This window comes from Ignavibacteriales bacterium (assembly GCA_026390595.1).
Lineage (GTDB): Bacteria > Bacteroidota > Ignavibacteria > UBA10030 > UBA10030 > UBA9647.
Map to the genome: position 1 here is coordinate 163,959 of JAPLFQ010000024.1, position 16,440 is coordinate 180,398.

Genomic DNA, 16,440 nt, shown 5'->3' on the forward strand with positions numbered 1-16,440 from the left:
TGGAAAGGGCGCGTGCGAAGCCAGGTTGAGCAAGCGCCTTCGGATTTCCCGCCAAATTTCCGTATCTTCAGTGAAGACCAGTCAACTCCCCGCAGCACTCCTCTTGTCCAGAACCGGGTGTCCATAGAATTCCGACTCAGTCAGGAATGGAGCTACGTGACGTCGAACGAAACATGCTGTTTCGTTGGTTGTGTGCGGGCGGTCGACTCATAGAAAGGGCAAAATTATATGCGTATCAACTTTATTGTCACGTTAGCCGTTCTTCTTGTGTTTGCAGGCTGCGGCCAGTCGGAACTCGAAAACAAGAACAAGGAACTCACGAAGCAGTTAGAGGCGAAGGATCAATACATCGAAGAAGTCACTTCGGCGATCAACGAGATTCATAATCAGCTCGAGAGCACTTGGGCGATGGAGAACAAGGTCCTCCAGCAATCCTCTGCCAGGGAAGGAGCCAAGCCGCCGACCCATCTGCAAGTGAAGCAGCAAATCCTGAGTCGGATCTCCGATATCGATTCCATACTTGCGGCCAATAGGAAAAAGCTTTCAAATCTTCAGCTTCGACTGAAGAACGCTGCCATCCAGTATGCCGGACTTCAGAAGATGGTAGAAGACCTGAAGACGACTCTGGAAGAGCGCGAGAAGACCCTTGCCGACCTGCAAGCCCGTGTGACATCTCTCGAATCTGTGGTTTCCGAGAAGACGCGGGTCATCGCCGCACGCGAAGCTACGATTGATGATCAATCCAATCAATTGAACGAGCGAACCCGGCAATTAAATACCGTGTACTTTGTTGTCGGGAAGAAGGATGACTTGAAGGCGAAGGGGATTATCACGGACGAAGGCGGTTTCCTGTGGGGACTGCTTGGTTCGACGTCGGTGCTGGCGGGGAACTTCAATGCCGATCTGTTCCAGAAGTTGGACAAGACAAAAGAAGCACAGATCGATGTCCCGGGCAAGATCGCTGAAATCATTCCGAAGCGTGATGCAGGATCGTTTTCGACGGAAGAGATCACGGGAGGACACACGATTCTGAAGATCGTCAATCCTGAACAGTTTTGGAAGGTGAACCGGCTGGTGATCATCTCGAAGTAGTTTCGACAATGCTCTTGGTATGAACAATGCGCCCGGCCAGAAGGTCGGGCGCTGTTATTTCTGAGAAGCAGATGGAATCGAGGATGGGCTGCGCCCCTATGATCGTTTGTGTTCCAGGTACCGTTTCACTTCGGTGGCCACGACCAGCTCTTCGTTCGTCGGTATGACCGCAAGTTTGATTCTCGAAGAGTCGTGGGAAATGAGCCCTTCAGGGGGATTCGAATTGTTCTTTTCCTCGTCGAGCACGATCCCGAGGTTCTCCATGTTTGAGGCGATTGCTTTCCGTATGCGGACGGACTTTTCCCCTGCACCGGCGGTGAACACGATGCAGTCTGCACCATTCAGTGCCACCAGGTACTCTCCAATGTATCTCTTCACGTTGTACACAAACGTGTTGAACGCGAGCTCGCATCGCTTGTCTCCGTTGTCCATCCCTTGCTCGATATCCCGGAAGTCGCCGCTGGTTCCCGAGATTCCGTAGATCCCTCCTTTGGACATCAGGATCTTGCCAATCTGTTGCACTGACAGATTCTCCTGTTCCATAAGATACAACAGTCCAAATGGGTCAAGATCGCCCACTCGTTTCGCGTTCGGCAACCCGCTTTGCGGGCTCATCCCCATCGAGGTATCGATCGACCAGCCGTCTTTGATCGCACAGATGGAAGAGCTCCCGCCGAGGTGGCAGGAAATGACTTTCTGCGCGCCAAATAGCTCCTTCGCCCGCATTCCGATGTATCGGTGAGAGGCCCCGTGGAATCCGTATTTGCGAATCCCATGCTTTTCGTAATACTCATAAGGGATTGCATAGAGGTACGCCTCGGGCGGAACGTTGACGTGGAAATGGGTTTCGAAGAGGCCTATGCGCGGAATCGATGGAAGGAGGCTCTGAAATACAGATATCGCCAGCAGGTAGATGTCTGTATGGACGGGTGCGAGCGAGCGATAGGCCTCCATCGCTTTGAGCACATCGTCCGATAGTTCAACGCATCCTGTGACACCTTTTGCGTGGACAGTTTTGAAACCAACGGCGGCGAGGTCGTCAATGAGGTGTGCATCTTTCATCGACCTCAAGGTCAGGTTAACAGCTGCAGGGTAGTCGGGCACGGGCTGCGTGAATACCATCTTCTCTCCGCCGGCACGATTGAATGTGTAGATCCCTTCCTTGTCGCCGATTCGTTCCACGTTCGCCTGGAACAGGACCTGCATGGTAGTGAGATCGTACAGCTTGCACTTGAACGAGGTGCTGCCCGGGTTTGCAATGAGAAGGGTCATAGAGTGTCACCGTTGCGAAAGTACTGAAAGCATACCGGACGGAGGCCCAAGCACGAAATCCTGAATCCGAAATCTCAAACAAATTCGAAATCCGAAGCACCAATCCACAGGCAATGCGTTTTGAATTTCGACATTGATTTTTAGGATTTGTTTTGAATTTCGATATTCGGATTTCGGATTTGCGGGATACGTATTGTCTTGGTGTCAGCGTTTCGAAAGCTTTGATATCACCTGTTCCGCAATCTGACGAATCTTCTGTTCGCTGACGGCTTCGTTCGAAGATTTCGGCTCATATGACTCCGAATGGCTGCTCGGCATCGGCGTCGCATCGCAAGAGGTTATGCGCCCCGGCAGGTTGAACTTGTCGCGCAGCGTCATCAAGCGGTCGCGTTCTCGTTCGGGAAGGACGTTCATGTTCCCCAACTGGATGGCTTTCCAGACGATATTTGCAGTGTGCTCGAGCGTCTCGAGTTTGTGATACGCGTTGAGAAGATCACTGCCGAGCGTCAGCGTGCCATGATTCTGAAGGAGAATGGCATCAGAGTTCTGTATGAGGTCGCGAATGCTGTCTGGAATCTCCATGGTTGAAGGGAGTCCGTACGGTGCCAGGGGGACGGCACCAATCACGATGATTGCTTCAGGAAGAACGCACTTGTTGAGGGGTATTCCGGCCACTGCAAAACTTGTGGCGTAGGGGGGATGTGCGTGGACGACTGCCTTGACGTCGGGACGTGTCTTGTATACCTCCAGGTGCATCATCACTTCGCTCGAAGGGCGGAACTTCGAGTGACCGGAGACGGCTTTTCCCGACCGGTCGACCTTGATGATCATGTCCGTGGTCATGAATCCTTTGCTCACACCTGTCGGCGTTGTGAGCAATTCGCGGTCGTTCAGGACGGCCGTGATATTACCGTCGTTTGCCGCCACATACCCGCGGGCCCAGATTCGCTTGCCAATTTCGACAAAAAGCCTTCGCAGTTCCTGTTCATCCTGCATCGCTTCGTTTCCTTCCAACTATGAATAACAGCTCACGCAAAGTCGCCAAGATGCAAAGAAGGACTTCTTACTTTTCTAGCGGCTTTGTGTCTTTGCGTGAGAATCTCGTCTTGTCAAAGTGCTCTCTGATGGGTTCTATATCAAATCTCGTAGAACGTCTTCGTGTGGATTCTTGATGAGCACATAGCCCGCCAGCATGCCGTCTTGCCTCACCGCTTCTACCGCCGGTTGCACCGCAGCTTCCAAGGCGGCTATGTCACCCGTCATTACGACGATTCCCTTCCCGCCAACCGCCATAGCGACATGAACTCTTATGAGGTCGAGGTCGGCTTCCTTGACAGCGCAATCGGCAGCCTTGATCGCCGATGCGACGGAAAAGGTTTCGATGATCAGCATAGCCGGGATTTTCGAACCGAGTTTTGTCTCGAAAAGCGTCGTGCCGCTGATTGCCGGGAAGACCCGCGGATCGACCCTCGGTATAACAGTCAGGTTGACGACAGAGAACCCTCCGACTTCGCGTGCGACGTTGATAGCGGTTTCGACGTCGCCTACCGCTCCACGCAAGATCATCAGATACTTACCCGAGCAGATCGACCGCGCAACCAGCTTCTCCACGTGTGCTTGTTTCAGCACCTCATCCTGGACGTGGTAACCCTTGTAGATGCTTGCCAACTCAATGATGCCGAGCGCGTCTCTTGTTTCCATCATGCTCTCTCGATAGTAATTTCATCGGCCGAAATCTTCTTCACAATGCCGTCGATTGACGCGTGCACGGTGCAGGAGATCTCCGAAGATGCATTGCCGATCACATCATACCTTTTCACACGGTCGCCTTCCCTCACCGCCGGTCGAGCCGGGGTCCCGGCGTGCTGCCGAAGGGGTACACGGACAACGATCGGATGTATATCAAGCTGCCTGAGGGGACCCTCGTCCCGGAACATGTTGACGTCGAGCCGCTGCTTCAGCTTCGCCACCGGCACTTTGCGGTAGTCGAACATCGGATGGACAGCCGGTTGCTCTCCGCTCCCCGCCGGTTTCTGAGACTTCGCCAACCGCTTGTCAATGAGTGTTGCTCCCTTGGGATCCAAACCTTCCGGACAAGCGTACATCGTGCAAAGATTGCACTCGCAGCAGGAGAGATTCCCCGGGTTTGTCAGCGGCAGATCCTTACGCGTGAACATCCGGTTGCGCATCGCCAATTCAGGCCGAACGGGATGGCCGAGCAGGTATCTCGGACACAATTCAGTGCAGAACGAACATTGATCGCATCCCGCCTTCGCAATGATGTCTACTGCGTGATCCGAACTGAACCGACGATACATCGTGACGCAATGGTGGTCGGCCGGCAGAACGATGAGCGCAGATGTTCTTTTCGATACGACCTTGCTGAGGTTTTCCTCGAGGATGCCCATCATCAAACCGCCTGATCGTACCACATACTCTTCGGCGGTTATCTTGAAATGCGAGAGGACCTCCGCGTACGACGTCCCGACCGGCACCTCGACGGTGGCGGGCTGTTCGATCGCCCCGGCGACGGAGACGAATTTGGTTACCACCGGCTTGTGCGTGCCGATATTGTAAAGCGTTTCGACGTTCTGAACGACGCATCCGACGGAAAGGGGGAGGGCGCCTGGCGGGACGATTCTCCCGGTGGTCATGTAGATGAGCGTTACTTCATCCCCCGCGGGATAGACATCTTCGATCGGCTGAACCCTGCAATTGCCCGAAACCTTTGATTCAAGCAGCCGGATTTCTTCGTGATGCTTCTCTTTGATCCCGATGATTCCTTCCCGGGCGCCTGTGAGCTGCATCGCATCATTGAATCCTTCGAGCACCCTGTCGGCGTGTCTCCGAAGGATCTGCATATCTTTGTGCAGCAGCGGTTCGCATTCCGCCGCGTTCATGATAATCGTGTCGGGGTTGGAATTCAGCTTGACGTGAGTGGGGAACCCCGCTCCACCGGCACCGATAATACCGCAATTCTGAATCTCCTTGATGGTCAACAACAAGCTCCTGCCGCTGCTATTCTGTGTACTCGATCTTGTCAACGATTGCCATGATCAGCGTTCTGATCGGCGCGAAATCAATATGGAAGACGTCCCGTGCGACACCCGGAGCGCCGCCGCACACAACGATGTCACCGATGTTGGCACCCACATAGTCGATGGCGACCCATTCTGCTCCTTTGGGCTTCCCGTCGGGATTGACGGGTTGGACAACGTAGACGGTCTTGCCGTCATACGCCTTATGTTTCGCTGACGAGATAACTTTCTTTTCGACTCGTGCGAGGAACATCAGGCAATCTCCTCCACCAATTCGACGATGCTCGCATTGACCGGCGCGAAGCCGGTTTCAAACGCCTGTGTCGCGTCCGTGCTGGTCACGTACACAACCGTGTCCCCCCCCGTGGCGAGGTTCAACGGATCCGCGGCCACGAGCGGAAGATCAGTCGCTTTCAAGTCCGACGAGACCGGCTGGACAATGCAGAGACGGCACCCTTTGAGTTCGGGTGCCTTCTTCGACGCCCAGACGACCCCGATCACGATCCCAAGCTTCATTTCCGGCCTTGAGCGGAGTGCGTGATCTGAAGATCGTCGATGATGGCCATAATGACCGCGTCGATCGGCGCGTTCTTGGTTGCCTCGGTCATCCGGGCGGAAGACCCGTACGAGAGAAGAACGAAGCACCCCTCGCCTGCCTGCACCGCGTCGACGGCGACATGGTACGTGCTCAGAGGTTTCCCCTTGTGGTCAACTTCTTTGCACAAGAGGAGTTTCTTCCCGTTGAGGTTCTCGTCCTTCTGCGTCGAAATGACTGTTCCGACTACTTTCGCGAATATCATGGGTCCTCAGCCTTTGAGTGACTTGTCGATCTCTTCAACCGGACGCGGGATAACCAGATGGGAAACGACCTCCCCGATCTTGGAAGCGGCATCTGCGCCGGCTTCGATTGCAGAACGGACGGACGCGACGTCTCCTTCGATCAGAAACGAAACATATCCGCTTCCGACTTGGCGCCATTCCACCAGTTCCACGTTGGCCGCTTTGATCGCCGCGTCTGCACCCTGGATCAACGGTGCAAATCCTTTTGTTTCCAGTATCCCGATTGCGCTTTTTGCTGCCATGGTGTTATCTCCTTGCTTCGATGATGAATTGATTCAAACTCTGTTGAAGAATCACGCAAAGCCGCAAAGTCTTCAATTCCGATCCGCGCGGTTCTTTGCGTCCTTTGCGCCTTTGCGTGAAATTTCCCGCGACTATACAAACCGCAGTGCGCCGTGCGTCATAATGCGGCGCTTGCGGACGAAATTCAACGGAGTACAAATTCCCTCTCCGGTCGGTGTGGCAATGGTGTGGGAGAAGTACCCTTCGCCCAGGTCTCCGCCGTCGCCCCGAAGCGTCCCGCCGTTGATGGTTTGAACATCACAGTCCATTACGCGCGTGTACGTCGTGGCGCGGTTCATATCCCGCGTAAAAATGCCGGCCGTGTGCCTGAAGCCGTGCTCTGCCTTCAGCGACGCCTGCAGCCCGTCTTCAAAGTCCTTGACCCTGACGACCGGGATGCACGAGGTCATCTGTTCGGCAACCACCCAGGGATGCTGCCGGTCGGTTTCGCCAAAGAGGAGCGGCACTTCGTCGGAGAGATTGAGCCCGATTGCTTCCCCGAGCACATTCGCATTTCGCCCGACGTAATCGCGGCCGATGAGCCAGTGCTTGCCCGACAGGTGCAGAGCGATCTTTGCCAGCGCGTCCATTTGGTTCGTGGTCAACCGCACGTTTCCAGCCTTCTGCATCTCGCCCATGAACTGCTCGAAGACGGATTCGACAACGAAGATCTCCTTTTCTGCTATGCAGAGGACGTTGTTGTCGTAACTGGCGCTTTGTGTGATCTCGCTCGCAGCGAGAGCCAGATCGGCCGTCTCGTCAATCAGCACCGGAGGATTTCCAGGTCCGGCTGCGATGACTTTCTTGGGGCAATTCATCGCCATCGCAACCATCTCAGGTCCGCCCGTGACCGAAAGAAGATCGACATGTTCATGATTGAAGAGTGTTTTGGCGGTCTCGAGCGTTGGTTCTGCGACGCAGGTGACAAGATTCTCGGGAGCCCCTGCCTTCACCATATACTGATTTGCGAGCTGTATGACTCTGGCGTTAACCCGTTTGGCGGCTGGATGCGGATTGAACGCGATCGTGTTTCCTCCTGCGAGCTGAATGATGATATTGTTGATCATCGTGGGACCGGGGTGCGTCGCCGGGGTAATGTTGCCGATGACGCCGAATGGTGCGTATTCATCCAATGCCAGACCGTTGCGGCCAGACCATGCCTGCGGATCCAGATACTCGACGCCGGGGCTGTTTTTTGCAGCGTTGACGAGTTTCGCAGTCTTGTGATTGACGCGTCCCATTCGGGTCTCTTCAACCGTCATTCTCGCAAGCTCGTCTTTGTGGTCCATCGTCATCTGCCGGACCGCATCAGTGATCTTTTTCCGGCACTGTTTGCTGCGAGTCTTGTACGATTGAAAAGCCTCGTACGCCGCTTCGACCGCATCATTCATGTCGTTGAAGACACCCCAGTCACCTTTCCCGCCCGCCGGGGAGGCCGTCGGGGCATCAAGCTGCTGAACAACCTGGCGTACAACCTGCTCCACCAGTTCTTTTAATTGAGCATCATTGATGTTCACTCTGGACCTCGATTATTTTCCACCCTTTTTTCCGGACGTCAGCGGTTCGATAGGAAACTGTTCGGCCAGTTTGTCCGAAGGACGCGGAATGACAAGCGAGCATGCGACGTTGCCGATACCCTTCGCAGCAGTCACGCCGGCATCGACCGCCGCCTTCACCGCCGCAACTTCTCCCCGCATCACAATGCACACTCTGCCGCCGCCGACCTTGATCCACTTGCCGAGTTTCACGTTTGCCGACTTGACTGCGGCATCAGCTGCCTGAACGGCAGATGTAAAACCAACCGTTTCGATTATTCCCAATGCATCGATCATTGTTCCGTCTCCTTATTTTTCGATTCCGAGTAATGCAAACACGTCTTCGTGCGCCGAAGGAATGATATTCGTGCTGACCAATTCTCCCACCTTTGCTGCTGCCTCAGCGCCAGCTTCCACAGCCGAACGAACAGCGCCGACTTCCCCGCGGACGAGAACAGTCACGAACGCGCTCCCGATCTCGACTCTCTTGACAAACTCCACGTTCGCCGTCTTGAGCATGGCGTCGATGGCCTGTATAGCTCCGGTGTTTCCGCGCGTTTCGACAAAACCCAAGGCTACTCGCGACATTGGACCTCCTTTAGTTTGTTTTTGGTATGTTCTTCAGTATCAGATTCTTTTTCCTCATGAGATCTCTCGCTCCGGGCGTGACCACCGTCCCGGTTGGCACAGCGATCTCTTTGACTTCCGGCGTGAGCGACAGCAGGTGGCTCTCAAGGAGAACCGGGCTCCGAAAACCGCTCATGTCGATGACATAGACAGAGGCACTCGGGGGAGAGGCCGGTTTGAGAGCACTCATCTTCGGTGGACCGAAATCCACCTTGACTCCACGCCTTGAAAGCTCGGCCAGGACTTCGGCCACGACTTTGTTCACCAGTTCTTCAATTGACAGGTTTGTCACTTTTTGGCACCTGGGTTACTCTTTCTATAGACGTACGTTGATCCTTCCGAAACGGAATCAACGATGCCCACGATGGTATTGTCGGTTGCCACGTTGGCCGTTCTCGATGTCATTCGTGCGGAGGAAGACGCGCAGAGAAGCACGACGTCTCCGTCGCCCGCATTGACTGTGTCGATACAGGCCGCAGTTTTCCCCGTATCCGAAAGTGTTTCGTCAAGATAGCTCACGACGAGAATCGGCAGCCCCTCGACGTTTCCTTCCTTCCTGGTTGAGACAACCTTTCCGATGACTTTTCCTATCTTCATCTGTCATTTCCCATTTTGCCCAAGAATTCGACAAATGTCTCATCCCTGACATTTGCCGCGTTGGCATCGTCTGTATCAAGATGTATCTGAATTTTCCAGTTGTCATTCGTTCGCACAAGAACGTTTTCAAACGTCGTTGGCTTTTCCCCGCCGATACGCACTTTGCAGTACTCGCCCTCCTTCACGCCAAGTCGTGCGGCATCGTTCGTCGTCATGTGGAGATGCCGGTTGGCGACGATCGCGCACTTTTCCAGGTACACCGATCCGTTCGGACCTACCAGGGTCAACGGCGCTGCGTCGTTGAGGTTCCCCGAGTTGGTGACAGGAGGGTCGATGCCAAGGAACACCGCGTCCGTGAGAGAGACTTCAACCTGGTCATAGTTTCTGAGAGGTCCAAGAATGCGGACGCCAGGGATGCTCCGTAACTTTGGCCCAACGACTGTCAATGTGTGGATCGATGCAAACTCCCCCGGCTGATAGAGCGGACGCATCGATTCAAACTCAGTGTTGTCGCCGAAGAGCTGATGGAAAGTCTTTGAAGTGAGGTGGATATGGCGGTTTGAGATACCGAGCGGGATGCGCAGAGACTGCAACCCCGAATCCGGCGTTGAATTCCCACCCCTCGGTTCGGATTGTAGAACGGCGTGAATAGACTTCACTATGACGTCAATGAGTTCTTCTTGCGGAACTGTACCAGTCCCGCTCGCGCAAGAGCAGTGCTCATTTTTGTTCAATCTCTGAAACTCCTGCCGTGTTCGTGAACAGGCGGTGACAGTACGGTGCGGGGAGGACAACTGTGGACGATAGATTATTCAACATGCAGACACTGAATTCGTCCGCTTCCAATCTGTCAATGTATAAGCTAAAAGTCAACCCGGACGAGATCAGATTCTCGCGCGCGGTGACGCAGATTGTTGAGTGTGAGAAATAATCGGACGATGTCAGATTCTGCAATGCGCTTTTTCAGTCAGGAAACGGTTTCCCTTCGTCGAAGGTGGCGTTTCACTAACGCAACGGCGTTTCGCTCTACTCGGATTCACTGGTTGATGCAGCAGTTGATAATCGAGTAGGTGTGTTGCGATTGGGAAGGGAGGATGAGAAAATAAGAAGGGCTGTCCCAAATGTAGGTCGAAATGTCATTTCGACCACGACGAGAATTCTGAATTCGACGCAATTGAAAGAATCTCTGCAGCAACTCTAGAGGTCAATGGTACTTTTGGGACAGCCCCATTTCTCCCCTTGGCGAAAATGATGAGACACTGCGTCAGAAGTTCTTGTGCACGATCTTCGCCGGATCAAATCCGTTGAACCGCGTCGTCGATGCTGTGCCGTAGGCGCCGATGTTGACGGTGTACAGAAAGTCGCCCACTTCCAGATTCGCGGGGAGTTCCGCCGAGAGAGTGATCTTGTCGAAGCTGTCGCACGTTGGTCCAACCACTGCACAAATCTCCGGCGGGCCTTCTTTGAAGGCGTGGAAATTTGGAATCCAGTGGTCGTACACCACGCCGGAGTAGGAATGATACACACCGTCATTGATGTGGTAGAAAATCTTGCCGGCTCTCCGGGCTTTCCCGACGATCTCCGCAACGAGCGACGCGGAGGTGGCTGCGATGAATCGTCCCGGTTCAGCAAGGATTTCGATGTCTTCCGGAAAGAGGCGCTCGAACTCTGAGTTCAACAAGTTCGCCAGTTTCGCGAAGTCAGGAACCTGCGGGTCGTACGGAACCGGGAATCCGCCGCCGATGTCCAGCAGGTTCAACCCGTACCCTTTCTTCCGCGCGTCATTGAAAAGTTCGGACGCGATCGACAGCGCCGCGGTGTAATTGTCGAAGTTGGTGCACTGACTGCCGACGTGGAAACTGATTCCCTCGACCTTCAGCCCCGCGTTGAATGCTTCGTCAATCAGGTCGGCCGCTTCTCCAGGCTCGACGCCGAACTTCGTACTCATCTCCACCTGTGATCCCGTATCCGGCACTTTGACACGAATGACGAGTCCGGCGGTGTTACAGTGTTCTTTCAGTTTCTTCACTTCTGCGGAATTGTCGTACGTCACCAGCGGCTTGTACTGCTTGATCTTCGCCAGTGTGTGGCGATCCTTGATGGTGTTGGAGAAGATGATCTTGTCCCAGACAAAGTACTTCTTCTGCTGCTTTTCGAAGTGCTTGATGTATTGATAGACCTGCATGAACTCATTGTACGACGCGACGTCGAAGCTTGAACCTTCCTTGAAGAGGGTCTCGATGATCTGCTGTGTCGAGTTCGCCTTCACCGCGTAGTAGCACTGGACCCTCGGAAGATGCTTCTTGAAGGTCCGATAATTAGCCCGAATGATATCGTGATCAATGATGCAGACCGGCGTGCCGTCTTCCGCGGCAAAGTTCAAGAGTTCATTTTCTGAGATCAAGAGTTTCTCCATTAGTCCGTGAAAGGGAAAATCCTAAGCCCATGTATCGAAGCACCGGCCAGGGTTCCCTTCGTGCTTCAGATGTCGAGTTTATTTAGAGTTTCGTGTTTCGAATTTCCGATCTTGACGGCGTGCCATCAAGGCTTCAGAGTCTTCATCATCCCGGACAGCTCACCAACTTCCTGATTGTTCTCCAGATAAGAATCGATGAGCTTTTGACGGAGTTCGTCGCCGCGTTCATACAGCCGCTTCAGCTTCTTCGGCTTCGTTGTCTGGATCACGTATGCAGCGAGGAGCGGGAACGCCACCGTCACGTCAACGTAGGCAGTCACCGTTTCTTCGAGTTTGGTCGGATCGATCTTGCCCCAGCTGACCGCTTCGCTCGGCGGTGCGCCGGAGAGTCCGCCGGTGTCGGGGCGTGCATCGGTGATGTTGATGTCATAGTCCTGTCCTGCCTCGGGAATCATCAGCACTTCCTGGATTTGCGGCTCTGTCTGCAGCAGGAAGTTCTTGGGGCTGCCTCCGCCGATCAAGAGAACGCCGGTTTTCCCCTTCTCGTATCTTTTGGCATTCAGGATGATCGCCGTTGAATCATTCACGTCGATGCTGGGGTTGATCTTCAGCTTGAAATGATCCTTCAGCCCCTTCGCTTCGGCCAGTAGTTCCAGTCCGGCTACGTTCATACCGATCGTCGAATCGCCGGGAGAGGAGGTGAAGACCGGAATGCCGTTGCGATAGGCTGCCGCCAGAACGCTCACTTCTCCGAGCTTGTTCTTCTTTTCATACTCGTTGACGACCTTGCCGAGATGGTGGTAGAATTCTCTCGTTCCCATCTCCTTCTGAAATTCGGGGCGCAGCATGATCTTGCGCAGCACCCGGTCGGTCGCCATGAGGACGTCCTGGTAATCGAACAGGATGTCGTAAATTCTCGTGACGCCTTTGTCGCGCAGATCTGCGTCGTCGACGTTGTGGCTCCCTCGGTACATCGGCATGTTGAACGCGAAATGGAGGTCGTGATACATGTTCGCGCCGGTGGCGACGAACCAATCGACGAACCCGTGGTTCATCAATGGAATGATCGTTGACGGCCCGAGGCCGGCAGGGGTCAGCGCCCCCGCAATGCTGACACCGATCGTAACGTCTTTCTGAGAATACTTGTCGCGCATCAGTTGACACGCCGCACGCAATCTCCCGCCGTTGTAGGCGTCCATGTTGTCGATAATCGAAGGCAGGTCGCTCTTCTTCGTCACGGCCTTCGGAAGAACGCGTTTGCCGGATAAGTACTCATTCTTGCTGTGATGGTGTTTCATCTTGTGGTCCATTCTTCTGCCTTTCGTTCGATGATGCCCGTCACCCGAAGGTGCCGATCATTTTCTGTTTTTGATATTGGATGGCCCAAAAATAGCGTGAAATGAGACGATATGCAATGGGTTTTGAGTGTCGCCAGCTAACAGCTAATCGCTAAAAGCTAACAGCCGGCGCCTGATTGCTCTGTTGCCTTTCTTCCCGATCTGCAGTAGCTTTCCCCGGTCATTAATTCCTCTCTGCCGACATCCCGAAAGTCGAAGAATGAAACTGATCACCAAAATTGTTCTGCTTCTTCTCCTCGTTCACCTGGTCGCTTCATTGCTCTGCGCGCAGGAGAAGCACCTTCTGGGCGGAGCGGTCAGTGCTGAACAGCTCAAGAAGTCCATCGCCTCGACCGCCGCCTGGCACCCTTTTCCGAAGCAGTCTGAAAGGGGAGAGTGGTCACGGATCAGTGAACCGCTCAGGAAGGCCTACATTGCACAAGCCGAATTGTATCTGAACGCTTCCTGGCAGACTCCTAAAGCGACCGACTTCCTGGAGTATGTCCGGAACGGCAACAGATCGAGGTACCAGGCAATATCGTACGGCCGGCGGGAACAGCTGGCAGCGCTTGTTCTGGGAGAATGCATGGAAGGGAAGGGGCGCTTCCTCGATGATATCATGAACGGAGTCTGGACGATTTGTGAAGAGACCTACTGGGGTGTGCCCGCTCACGTAGGCTTACAAAAGAGAGGACCGGGGCTGCCTGATGTGTCCGAACCGACAGTCGATTTGTTTGCCGCCGAAACGGGGATGCTGATCGCATGGACCTACTACCTCGTCGGTGACGAACTGGCCCGTATCTCACCTCTCGTTACCGAACGGATGCGTACAGAAGTCCAACGACGCATACTCTCAGTCAATCTTGCCCGGGATGATTTCTGGTGGATGGGATTTAACGCTACCGTCAATAACTGGAATCCGTGGATCTGCTCCAACTGGCTCACAGCTGTATTGGTGTTCGAGGATGATCCTGACCGCAGGGCCGCATCCGTGCACAAGATCCTGCGCTGCCTGGATAATTTTCTTGACCCGTATCCACACGATGGCGGATGTGACGAGGGCCCGGCGTACTGGGGCCGCGCAGGCGGTTCGCTCTTTGACTGTCTGGAACTGCTCCAAAGCGCTTCCAACAATGCCATCAACGTTTTCGACAAGCCGTTGATCAAAGAAATCGGGCGGTACATCTATCGGGCATACATTCACGACGAGTACTTCATCAACTTTGCTGACGCGCCGGCGAAGCAGGATGCTGACGCGAACCTGATATTCCGGTATGGGAAGAGCATTCAGGACCAAACCATGATGCAGTTCGCTTCCTACCTCGCCCGGCGGCAAAACCTCGGTGCCAGTGCGCAGAAGGGGCAGTTCGGATCGCTCGGACGGATTCTCCCGGTGATATTCACTGCGAACGAAATGACCGGGATGGAACCACGCGAGCCCCTCCTGCGGGACTTCTGGCTCCCCGAGCTGCAGGTCATGGGGGGACGTTCATCCGACAAAACAGTCAAAGGTTTCTACGTGGCTGCGCAGGGGGGCCACAACGCCGAGAGTCACAATCACAACGATGTGGGAAATTTCATTATCTACCACGATGGGGGCCCCGTCATTATCGACGTGGGCGTTGAGACGTACACCGCCAAAACCTTTGGCAAAGACCGGTACTCTCTCTGGACGATGCAGTCTGCGTATCATAACCTCCCCACGATCAACGGTATCATGCAAAAGGAGGGACGCGAGTATAGCGCGTCCAATGTCCGGTACACATCGGACGATGAAAAGACTCTTTTCCGCGCCGACATTGCGCGGGCGTATCCGCCGGAAGCAAAAGTGAAAGTGTGGGAACGAAGCGTTCAGCTGAACCGCGGAAAAGACGTGGTCATCACAGATCGCTATGAGCTGGAAGAAATGCGTCAGCCCGTTATGGTCAGTCTGATGACAGTGTGCACTCCAACCGATGATAAACGAGGAACGGTTCATCTCCTCCCCGGGAGCGATCAGAGCAATCGTCGACCGATCTCCCTTTCGTATGACAAAGACAGGTTCTCCGTACGCATCGATACAATCCCGATCGAAGACCCGAGACTCCTCTCGAGTTGGGGGAACACAATCTACAGGATTCTGCTCACGGCGAAGGGAAGAGCGCTTGCAGACGAGTTTTCGTTCAGGTTCAGAGAGGAGTGATAGCTCCAATACTCTCCGCGCAGTTTCCTGAGCATATCATGAAGAGCTTTCCTATATTCTCATGAAGAAAACGCCAGTTCGTCATTACCACATTCGGAGGAGTAGCATGAAGATCATTGCTCGAATTTCTCTTTTCCTGTTTCTGTTTGTCGTCGCCGCTTCGTCCCTTCACGCACAACTCCTTATGAGTGATGAGTTCAGTGCCGCCGCCGGGACAGTCCTGACCTCTGCCGGCTGGACAATCAGCGGTACTACCACTACCAACCCGCTGACGGTTGGTTCGTCCGGAAGCCTGACATTTGCCGGGTACCCGGGCTCTGGTGTCGGCAACGCCCTGCCGATGGCCAACACAGGGCAGGATGTCTACAGGGGGTTTACGACCGTCAATTCCGGAAGCGTGTATCTCTCGTTCATGATCAATGTGTCGGCCGCTCTCACCGGAGATTACTTCATTGCGCTTTCTCCTTCGGCTTCGCAGACGAACTACTACGCTCGTGTGCACATCAAGAGCTCGGGGGCCGGCTTCAGTTTCGGAATCAACAAGAGCAACGAAGTGTCCGGCGGTTCGCTCTATGGAAACACGGTCTACAACCTCAATACAACGTATCTCGCAGTCCTCAAGTACTCGTTTGCGGGACCCGCGGCAGACACTCTCAATGATCCCATCAACCTTTACGTATTTGCCTCGGGAACAAGCATCGCGGCGGAGCCATCGACTGCCGAAATCAACGCGTATGTGAACACGACCAAGACCGATGCTGTGGATCTGGCGTACGTCACGCTGAGACAGGGGACTGCCACGTCCGCACCAACCCTCGTGCTCGACGGCATCCGTGTCAGCAGGTCGTGGGCGTCGCTTCTGACGGGCTTGGAGTCCGTCGAAAACGGGCTGCCGTCACGCATTGCTCTCTCGCAGAACTACCCGAATCCGTTCAATCCGAGCACGACAATCAACTATCAACTGCCTAAGGCTTCCAACGTGTCGCTGCAGATCTTCAACGCACTCGGTCAGCGTGTCGCGACACTGGCGGAAGGGAACAAAGAAGCCGGCTTCCACATGGTTCAATGGAATGCGGGCGTACCAAGCGGAGTATACTTCTATCGTCTGCAGGCTGGTCAGTACGTGGAAACAAAGGCGATGACGGTACTGAAATAGTCCGGGCCGATTCTGCGGCCAGGCCGGTCGGAACTTTCAGCGGGCTTGGCCGTTACTATTCTGATC

At 54.4% G+C, this 16,440-nt stretch carries 19 protein-coding genes; 3 read left to right on the plus strand and 16 right to left on the minus strand.

Features of this window, described 5'->3' with window-relative positions; genetic code table 11:
* Positions 1–228 precede the first annotated feature (228 nt).
* Positions 229–1,092 (plus strand): hypothetical protein, encoded by an 864-nt coding sequence (locus NTU47_13910; protein ID MCX6134903.1) that lies wholly within the window; start codon positions 229–231, stop codon positions 1,090–1,092.
* A gap of 96 nt (positions 1,093–1,188) precedes the next feature.
* Here the strand turns inward: NTU47_13910 and NTU47_13915 are convergent, their stop codons facing one another.
* From NTU47_13915 to speY, 16 genes are all read right to left on the minus strand, one after another.
* Entirely contained in the window at positions 1,189–2,364 is a 1,176-nt protein-coding gene (locus tag NTU47_13915; GenBank protein MCX6134904.1) for an acetate/propionate family kinase, read from the minus strand.
* A gap of 204 nt (positions 2,365–2,568) precedes the next feature.
* The gene (locus NTU47_13920) at positions 2,569–3,360 is read right to left on the minus strand and encodes a class II aldolase/adducin family protein (protein MCX6134905.1); all 792 of its coding nucleotides are present in this window, start codon (positions 3,358–3,360) and stop codon (positions 2,569–2,571) included.
* 135 nt (positions 3,361–3,495) lie between these two features.
* Positions 3,496–4,068 (minus strand): BMC domain-containing protein, encoded by a 573-nt coding sequence (locus NTU47_13925; GenBank protein MCX6134906.1) that lies wholly within the window; start codon positions 4,066–4,068, stop codon positions 3,496–3,498.
* Entirely contained in the window at positions 4,065–5,366 is a 1,302-nt protein-coding gene (locus NTU47_13930; GenBank protein MCX6134907.1) for a 4Fe-4S dicluster domain-containing protein, read from the minus strand. The genes NTU47_13925 and NTU47_13930 overlap by 4 nt, the downstream gene beginning before the upstream one ends.
* 16 nt (positions 5,367–5,382) lie before the next feature.
* Positions 5,383–5,655: a EutN/CcmL family microcompartment protein gene (locus NTU47_13935; protein ID MCX6134908.1), complete on the minus strand. Its 273-nt coding sequence runs from the start codon at positions 5,653–5,655 to the stop codon at positions 5,383–5,385.
* Positions 5,655–5,918: a EutN/CcmL family microcompartment protein gene (locus NTU47_13940; protein MCX6134909.1), complete on the minus strand. Its 264-nt coding sequence runs from the start codon at positions 5,916–5,918 to the stop codon at positions 5,655–5,657. Before NTU47_13940 ends, NTU47_13935 begins: the two co-directional genes overlap by 1 nt.
* Positions 5,915–6,202 (minus strand): EutN/CcmL family microcompartment protein, encoded by a 288-nt coding sequence (locus tag NTU47_13945; protein MCX6134910.1) that lies wholly within the window; start codon positions 6,200–6,202, stop codon positions 5,915–5,917. The genes NTU47_13940 and NTU47_13945 overlap by 4 nt, the downstream gene beginning before the upstream one ends.
* 6 nt (positions 6,203–6,208) lie before the next feature.
* Positions 6,209–6,484: a BMC domain-containing protein gene (locus NTU47_13950; GenBank protein ID MCX6134911.1), complete on the minus strand. Its 276-nt coding sequence runs from the start codon at positions 6,482–6,484 to the stop codon at positions 6,209–6,211.
* A 132-nt stretch (positions 6,485–6,616) separates the two neighbouring features.
* On the minus strand, positions 6,617–8,041 hold the full coding sequence (locus NTU47_13955; GenBank protein MCX6134912.1) for an aldehyde dehydrogenase: 1,425 nt from the start codon (positions 8,039–8,041) through the stop codon (positions 6,617–6,619).
* Between the two features lie 12 nt (positions 8,042–8,053).
* Positions 8,054–8,356, minus strand: coding sequence for a BMC domain-containing protein (locus NTU47_13960; GenBank protein ID MCX6134913.1), 303 nt, complete (start codon positions 8,354–8,356; stop codon positions 8,054–8,056).
* Between the two features lie 12 nt (positions 8,357–8,368).
* Positions 8,369–8,647 carry a BMC domain-containing protein gene (locus NTU47_13965; GenBank protein MCX6134914.1) on the minus strand — a complete coding sequence of 93 codons (279 nt, stop codon included), beginning with the start codon at positions 8,645–8,647 and terminating at the stop codon, positions 8,369–8,371.
* Between the two features lie 10 nt (positions 8,648–8,657).
* On the minus strand, positions 8,658–8,978 hold the full coding sequence (locus NTU47_13970) for a hypothetical protein (GenBank protein MCX6134915.1): 321 nt from the start codon (positions 8,976–8,978) through the stop codon (positions 8,658–8,660).
* Positions 8,975–9,283 (minus strand): EutN/CcmL family microcompartment protein, encoded by a 309-nt coding sequence (locus NTU47_13975; protein ID MCX6134916.1) that lies wholly within the window; start codon positions 9,281–9,283, stop codon positions 8,975–8,977. Before NTU47_13975 ends, NTU47_13970 begins: the two co-directional genes overlap by 4 nt.
* Positions 9,280–9,942: a phosphate propanoyltransferase gene (gene pduL / locus NTU47_13980; protein MCX6134917.1), complete on the minus strand. Its 663-nt coding sequence runs from the start codon at positions 9,940–9,942 to the stop codon at positions 9,280–9,282. Before pduL ends, NTU47_13975 begins: the two co-directional genes overlap by 4 nt.
* Before the next feature lie 605 nt (positions 9,943–10,547).
* Positions 10,548–11,687: a type III PLP-dependent enzyme gene (locus tag NTU47_13985; GenBank protein ID MCX6134918.1), complete on the minus strand. Its 1,140-nt coding sequence runs from the start codon at positions 11,685–11,687 to the stop codon at positions 10,548–10,550.
* A gap of 137 nt (positions 11,688–11,824) precedes the next feature.
* The gene (gene speY, locus NTU47_13990; protein ID MCX6134919.1) at positions 11,825–12,997 is read right to left on the minus strand and encodes a deoxyhypusine synthase; all 1,173 of its coding nucleotides are present in this window, start codon (positions 12,995–12,997) and stop codon (positions 11,825–11,827) included.
* A gap of 259 nt (positions 12,998–13,256) precedes the next feature.
* On the opposite strand from speY, the gene NTU47_13995 reads away from it, so the two are divergent.
* Both NTU47_13995 and NTU47_14000 read left to right on the plus strand, forming a co-directional pair.
* Positions 13,257–15,218 carry a heparinase II/III family protein gene (locus tag NTU47_13995; GenBank protein ID MCX6134920.1) on the plus strand — a complete coding sequence of 654 codons (1,962 nt, stop codon included), beginning with the start codon at positions 13,257–13,259 and terminating at the stop codon, positions 15,216–15,218.
* A gap of 106 nt (positions 15,219–15,324) precedes the next feature.
* Positions 15,325–16,374, plus strand: coding sequence for a T9SS type A sorting domain-containing protein (locus NTU47_14000; protein MCX6134921.1), 1,050 nt, complete (start codon positions 15,325–15,327; stop codon positions 16,372–16,374).
* Positions 16,375–16,440 lie beyond the last annotated feature (66 nt).

Coding starts and splice junctions, on each gene's coding strand:
- NTU47_13910 (MCX6134903.1), top strand. CDS start 229: ATGCGTATCAACTTTATTGTCACGTTAGCCGTTCTTCTTGTGTTTGCA.
- NTU47_13915 (MCX6134904.1), bottom strand. CDS start 2,364: ATGACCCTTCTCATTGCAAACCCGGGCAGCACCTCGTTCAAGTGCAAG.
- NTU47_13920 (MCX6134905.1), bottom strand. CDS start 3,360: ATGCAGGATGAACAGGAACTGCGAAGGCTTTTTGTCGAAATTGGCAAG.
- NTU47_13925 (MCX6134906.1), bottom strand. CDS start 4,068: ATGATGGAAACAAGAGACGCGCTCGGCATCATTGAGTTGGCAAGCATC.
- NTU47_13935 (MCX6134908.1), bottom strand. CDS start 5,655: ATGTTCCTCGCACGAGTCGAAAAGAAAGTTATCTCGTCAGCGAAACAT.
- NTU47_13940 (MCX6134909.1), bottom strand. CDS start 5,918: ATGAAGCTTGGGATCGTGATCGGGGTCGTCTGGGCGTCGAAGAAGGCA.
- NTU47_13945 (MCX6134910.1), bottom strand. CDS start 6,202: ATGATATTCGCGAAAGTAGTCGGAACAGTCATTTCGACGCAGAAGGAC.
- NTU47_13950 (MCX6134911.1), bottom strand. CDS start 6,484: ATGGCAGCAAAAAGCGCAATCGGGATACTGGAAACAAAAGGATTTGCA.
- NTU47_13960 (MCX6134913.1), bottom strand. CDS start 8,356: ATGATCGATGCATTGGGAATAATCGAAACGGTTGGTTTTACATCTGCC.
- NTU47_13965 (MCX6134914.1), bottom strand. CDS start 8,647: ATGTCGCGAGTAGCCTTGGGTTTTGTCGAAACGCGCGGAAACACCGGA.
- NTU47_13975 (MCX6134916.1), bottom strand. CDS start 9,283: ATGAAGATAGGAAAAGTCATCGGAAAGGTTGTCTCAACCAGGAAGGAA.
- speY (MCX6134919.1), bottom strand. CDS start 12,997: ATGAAACACCATCACAGCAAGAATGAGTACTTATCCGGCAAACGCGTT.
- NTU47_13995 (MCX6134920.1), top strand. CDS start 13,257: ATGAAACTGATCACCAAAATTGTTCTGCTTCTTCTCCTCGTTCACCTG.
- NTU47_14000 (MCX6134921.1), top strand. CDS start 15,325: ATGAAGATCATTGCTCGAATTTCTCTTTTCCTGTTTCTGTTTGTCGTC.